The following is a 4,751-nucleotide window of genomic DNA, read 5'->3' as shown; positions in this document are numbered from 1 at the left end:
GAATCACTCGGCTACGTCCCGCCAGTCGAGTACGAGGCCACCTTGACCGGCACCTCACAACCAGCGAGCCAGCCGACCCCGGCCCTCGCAACCACATAGGAACTAAACCTGGGGTACTTCAGTCCGCGCCCTCTGGCGACACGACCACACATCATCCTCCGACCCGAACAACGGTGACGAAATCAGTTCCGGTACCTGGGAATTCGACCGGGGAGGCCACGACACCGAAGGCGAATACCACCTCGCACGCACCGCCGCCTACCAGCACCTCGACCAACTGTGGGCACGCCGCGATACCCGCGACCTCACAGCGGCCTCACCATGACCACCCAGCCCGCACGCGCACGGAAACGGCACACGCCGCGACCGGACTCGCTGCAGGACACTACGTTTCGGGACTGGCTGACCCGTTCCTGTCTTCAACAGAAGGTCCCGATGCTCATCACCGATCCGACTACTATCGGCCACGTTGCCGCACTCCTGAAACCCGAAATCGGCCGCATAGCAAAGACACCAAACCATTCGGCGGCAAGTCGCCGCCAGGCGGCGCGGCAGCACCTCGGTCCACCGAACGAGTACAACGAGATGACCACTTCGTGCGAATCGCGCCCCGAGGAACTGTGATTCTCAACACCCTCGCATCAAACGAACGTGTCGGAACTATGGCCTAAACGTCCGATATGTAGGTGAGAAGTCGAGATTCACGCATAGTCGGGAATCGCAGAAGGGAGCGTGCTCGATGCGGCCCTCCGACGTGCGATTGCAGCGACGCCCGATGCGGACGCCACGCCCAAAGGATCTCACCGAGGCTTACCGTTCTCCCGGCCCTGAGCTGGCGCGTCTGCCCGAGGGGTGAAGCACCTATGCGCCTACGGGCTACACATGGTCGTGCCCGCCGAAGACATTGGAAGCGGGTGGATGCCGGTGCTGTAAACAGCAATCGCCGAAATCGCCGCCACGATCGTCGCACCCACCCTCGCACCCGAGGCCGAGAACATCATCGCCATGCTTACCAGCTCTGGATCCGCAACCAACTCCAGGTTCTCGCGGAGCATCAATGTAAGCCGCCGCGCTACGACGTGCGCAACGGCTCCGCCAGAAGATTTCGAAACTCCAATTCTGACTTCGCGCTCAGCCGGCCGTTGCGGGTAGGCGAATACACATCACGGTCGGCCAGTCGTCACGAGCTCGAACCACTCCGGTACCGCCGATCGGTGGGCAGCGTCGGCCCTCGCCTTCGCCACGGTGTCGGTGGGTTGATTTATCGTCCACGACATGGTGTCCGAAACCCAGCTGGCGCGGACGCTTCACATGGGTACCGCCGGCTATATGAATATGGGAGGTTCTCAAAATGCTCACGTTGGGTGGATTGGATCTGAAACCGCTGCGCTGGCACTACCGCGTCGCACAGTGGATGCTCAGATTGTGGATGGCGACCGGCATCCTCTTTCTCAGCTATCTCGCCGTGGTACTCGCGTGGCTTGCATTGCCCGGTGAATTTCGGCCTGCGCTGGAATATGCTGGCTGGTTCTCGCGGAACATTCCCGCGCTGACGTCCGAACTGGCAGTACTGCTTTTTCAGCTGGTTCTCGTGACCTTGCCAGTGACACGCGCTGCACTCGGGGCGGAGGACTGGAGTTGGCGCCGGCACGTGCGCGAATTTTTCTTTGACGCAACGGTTGTCAGATTCCTGATCGCCTACGCTGGCATACTTGCGGGCGGGACCGCCGTGAAGGTGCTGTCCGATTGGACCGTCTTCGTCGTCGCGGGACCCTTGTTCGTGATTGCGTTGCTCGCGATGCGGGAAATGCAGCTGCAATTGCGGTCCGTGACACCACCTAAACGCGGCGACCTCATCATCGCCGATGACGCTGTCCCCGGGTACAAAGCTCCCGCGGATTTTCGGGACATGTGCGGCTTCAGCTGGATGCGCCCGGAAGATATTCGTTCCCTATGGGTCGCTCGCGACTACTCGCAGGCAGCGTTCTCTTCGTTCATGACTCGGTGCGCCCTTTGTGCAGGTAGTACCGCCGCGAATGCACTCATGTTCCACGCACTGTCCGGCCATGTCTTCGATCGCGGCATCGGCGGCGCAAGCAGTCTCGTGGTGATAATCCTTCTCGCATCACCCGCACTCGTACTGGCAGCATCGGTTCCCCGGTACCTGGATCTGTCGCGTCGATACCGCATACGGGCAGAGGAACTCGAGGACGAACGCGCGTAGAACCGCCGCCTCACAGCGATGGCAATAGAGTTAGCGTGAGATGAGACAATTTCCCGACCTCCGGTGGGCGCTGTGCGGACCAGGGAGCCACCGGAGGTTGCGGGAAATCGCCTGCCTTCGGGCATGAGCACGACACATCCGGGCTAACCTCGACTGACAACGAACCGATCTCAAGGGGGGATCCAGGGATGAGTCTGTTCAAGCTCGCCGGAATCGGCTTGGCGGTCGTGCTCATTATCGGCGTTGTGCCGCACATCGCAGCGGGGATGCTGGGCGATCTCGAGGTTCTTGCCGTGTTTGCTATGGCCGCCGGTATCTGGGGATGGTTCGCCGCGCGTCGGTGGATGAACATCATCGGCGCACTCGATCGGGGATGCCAGCTCGGGTACGTTCTCAACGTCAAGCCGCACGGCCAGGAGACCGAGGTCCGTGTCGATGTGATGGCATCACGGCAGCTCACGACGTTTCGTGTGTGGGGTCATTTCTCTGCGCGCCGCTGGATCGCCTTCGAGGGTCGCGAGGTGTACGCGACAGCACGTCGTCACGACCGATTCTGGGCGAGAGTCATGCCGGATGCGTTTACTCCGGCGTGACCACTGCGCCGCCAGGCTGCGAAAACGCGAACCAGGGGGTCGTCGTGGTCCGCCGGAAATGCGAGGTAGCGACCCAGCCTGGGCAATGGAATGCCGACGACCTCCGACATGCCGGTCGGGAGGTCGCTGACCGAGTTTGATGCCGACCGACTCGTCGGGATACCAGCAGATAACGGAATCTCCACCAGAGCACGGGCAGAGCCGAGAAAGCAAAGCGCACCGAACTATTCGGAGATCTCAAATCTGGTCGAGATCAACAGACACCCATCTCGTTCGTGCCGAATCGCATGGTCGTCGAATCTGATTGTGCTACAGCAAGATTGTAGGTGGGAGTGTTCGGGCCGCTGCCGACCGATGTGGTCGACTACAGGCGCCATTGCGGCCGCACCCGCTCGATGTCGAGGGATCGCGCGCCAGGTTGGCCGGGGTTGATGACGGCGTGATCGAGGACGGCCTTGATGATGGCTTGGCGGCGGTCGATACTCAATCCGTCCCACTGGCTGCGGACGGCGGCGCCGTTGCCGGGGAGTCCGTCGATGGCGGTGGTTTCGGTGGCGTGGGAGAGGCTGCGTTCGGTGTCGCGGATGCGGGATTCGATGGGGTTGCGGGCGGCCATCCATTCGCGAGCGGAGATGCTGCCGTCGGCATAGAGTCCGGCTAGTTCGTCCAACAGCACCTGATCCGAGGCCAGTGTCTTCCCCAGTTCGGCAAGGTGTCCGTCATTCTGGATACGCCCGGACAGTGTGTCGGCGAGTGCGGTCGAGTCCAGCCGCACCAGCACCGCCTCGGTCAACAGTTGTTCGACGGGTTCGGCGACGACGGTCAATCGGCCGCAGCCGCCGTGGTCGGGGCCTTTCTGACACACATATCGGCGTGTCGGCGGGTCGTTGTCGTAGCGGGCTTGGGAGAACAACGGGTTCCCGCATTTGCCGCAGCGCAGCATCGACGACAATAGGTAGCTGCGCGGTGCCCGTCGTCCGGACGCTTGTCGGGCGGCGAAGCGCGCGAGGACTTGTTCGCGTTGCACGAGGGTGATGATCGGCTCCCATGCCGCGGCCCCGATGATCTGGCCGCGATGCTCGCGCAAACCGGCGATCCGCGGTGAACGCAAGGTCTGCCGCAACGTCGTGGTCCGCCACGGCCCCCCTTTCACCGTCGTCACCCCCGAGTCGTTGAGCCAGTTCGCCAACGAGCGCATCGATTCCCCAGCGATACAGCGGGCCACCATCTCCCGGATGACCGCGGCTTCGGATTCACGGACGGTGACCTTGTCGGGCTCGTAGCCGAACGGGCGCGCCGATCCGTGTGGCAACCCGTTCTGCGCATTCTGCTCCATCTTCCGTCGGATCCGTGCCGAACGGCGCCCGGACTCTTTGGCGGCGAACGCGGCGAAGATGCGGGCCATGAACAGGCCGTCGTCGTTGCCGAGATCGATGTCGGCGGTCACTGTCGCCACGTCCCGCACCCCCACTTTCTCGCACAACGTGACGAAGTCCTCCAACTCGATGGGGCGACGGTGCAAGCGGTCGAGGTTGTAGACGATCACGCCGTCCCGCACCCCGGCCTGCAGGTCGGCGATCATCCGGGCGTAGGCGGGACGCGGTTTGCCGGAGTAGGCGGAGATGTCGTTGTCGACGTATTCCTCCCCGACCGTCCAGCCACGGTCTGCGGCAAGTTTTTGGCAGTCTTCCAATTGTCGTGTCACACCGAGCTTTTCACCAGACACGTCGGAGGAGATGCGGGCATAGACTGCCGCCGAACGCACCACGGGCTTTGTTGTGGTCATGGGGTTAGTTTAGCAACATGTAGCCTTGGTCGCGATGGTCCAGCCGCCGTGTTCGGGATTCGTGTGGTTGAACGGGATGCGGTGGTCGAGTTCGCAGTCTGTCGATGCCACGGTGCAGCCGGGGAAGGTGCAGGTGGGGTGCATCGCC

3 protein-coding genes are annotated in these 4,751 nt (G+C 62.6%); 2 read left to right on the top strand and 1 reads right to left on the bottom strand.

Annotated elements, in window-relative coordinates; translation table 11 throughout:
* Positions 1–1,351: 1,351 nt before the first annotated feature.
* Together FOY51_RS27000 and FOY51_RS26995 are read left to right on the top strand one after the other, a co-directional pair.
* Positions 1,352–2,224, top strand: a complete 873-nt coding sequence (locus FOY51_RS27000) for a hypothetical protein (RefSeq protein ID WP_149433358.1) — start codon at positions 1,352–1,354, stop codon at positions 2,222–2,224.
* Between the two features lie 188 nt (positions 2,225–2,412).
* Positions 2,413–2,817 carry a hypothetical protein gene (locus tag FOY51_RS26995; protein ID WP_149433357.1) on the top strand — a complete coding sequence of 135 codons (405 nt, stop codon included), beginning with the start codon at positions 2,413–2,415 and terminating at the stop codon, positions 2,815–2,817.
* Positions 2,818–3,181: 364 nt separating this feature from the next.
* On the opposite strand, the gene FOY51_RS26990 is transcribed toward FOY51_RS26995, so the two are convergent.
* Positions 3,182–4,603, bottom strand: coding sequence for a recombinase family protein (locus FOY51_RS26990; RefSeq protein WP_149433356.1), 1,422 nt, complete (start codon positions 4,601–4,603; stop codon positions 3,182–3,184).
* Positions 4,604–4,751 lie beyond the last annotated feature (148 nt).

The sequence above is a fragment of the Antrihabitans cavernicola genome, from assembly GCF_008297975.1.
In the GTDB taxonomy this organism is placed as follows: domain Bacteria; phylum Actinomycetota; class Actinomycetes; order Mycobacteriales; family Mycobacteriaceae; genus Antrihabitans; species Antrihabitans cavernicola.
The sequence above is the reverse complement of the archived record's forward strand: the minus strand, read 5'-3'. Positions and strand labels throughout refer to the sequence as shown.

What these genes read in the sequence shown, in the direction of transcription:
- FOY51_RS27000 (WP_149433358.1), top strand. Translation starts at nt 1,352, where the DNA reads ATGCTCACGTTGGGTGGATTGGATCTGAAACCGCTGCGCTGGCACTAC.
- FOY51_RS26995 (WP_149433357.1), top strand. Translation starts at nt 2,413, where the DNA reads ATGAGTCTGTTCAAGCTCGCCGGAATCGGCTTGGCGGTCGTGCTCATT.
- FOY51_RS26990 (WP_149433356.1), bottom strand. Translation starts at nt 4,603, where the DNA reads ATGACCACAACAAAGCCCGTGGTGCGTTCGGCGGCAGTCTATGCCCGC.